The organism is Ureaplasma miroungigenitalium, assembly GCF_025780085.1.
GTDB lineage: Bacteria > Bacillota_I > Bacilli_A > Mycoplasmatales > Mycoplasmoidaceae > Ureaplasma > Ureaplasma miroungigenitalium.
Window position 1 is genome coordinate 1 of the sequence record NZ_JAOXHL010000009.1, and the last position, 777, is coordinate 777.

At 27.2% G+C, this 777-nt stretch carries 1 protein-coding gene; it reads left to right on the forward strand.

Annotation, left to right across the window (positions count from 1 at the left end; translation table 4 throughout):
- Positions 1–777: DNA methyltransferase (locus tag OF376_RS03165; protein WP_263822067.1), on the forward strand; the 777-nt coding region annotated here is incomplete at both ends.

The window sequence follows — 777 nt, forward strand, 5'->3', positions numbered from 1 at the left end:
AAAGATTAATTTTAGCTAAAGAACTGCTCAAAGATGATGGAGTTATTTTTGTGTCTATCGATGATAGTGAACAGGCTTATCTAAAAGTGTTAATGGACGATATTTTTGGTGAAGAGAATTTTGTTACAAACTTTATTTGGCAAAAAAAGTCTGGTGGTGGATTGAATACTTATATTTATGAAGGCCACGAATATTTAATTTGTTATGGCAAACACAAGAATTATTTAAAGAAAAAATTATTTTTCCCTAAAAAGATTAATATTAAAAATATTGAAAAAGATAGCACTGGTTTTTATTATTGAGAAAAAGATTTTCTAAGAAAAAACTTCGGAAAGAAAGTTGATAATGAGCATAGAAATATTTTTTATGAAGAACTGGAACAATATAAAACTAAAGATGAGATTAAACAAATTAATGAAAACATAAAATTAGGTAATTACAAATTGTTTTCATACGGCGATAATAAACATTTAGTTGCTAAAAAGATTTATACGCAGAATAACGATTATAAGTTAGTTACTCCATATTCTATTATTTCAGGTATGTGATCATCAGATGGAACATCGGAATTAGAAAGCATATGCGGGAAAACAAATTTTACGACAATAAAACCTCTATCATTAATAAAATTAATTGTTAATATTTTAAATAACAAAAATGCCCGTATTCTGGATTTCTTTGCAGGTTCAGGAACAACTGCTCACGCTGTTTTGGAATTAAATAGAGAAGATGGTGGAAATAGAACTTTTACCTTGATAACCAATAATGAAAACGATA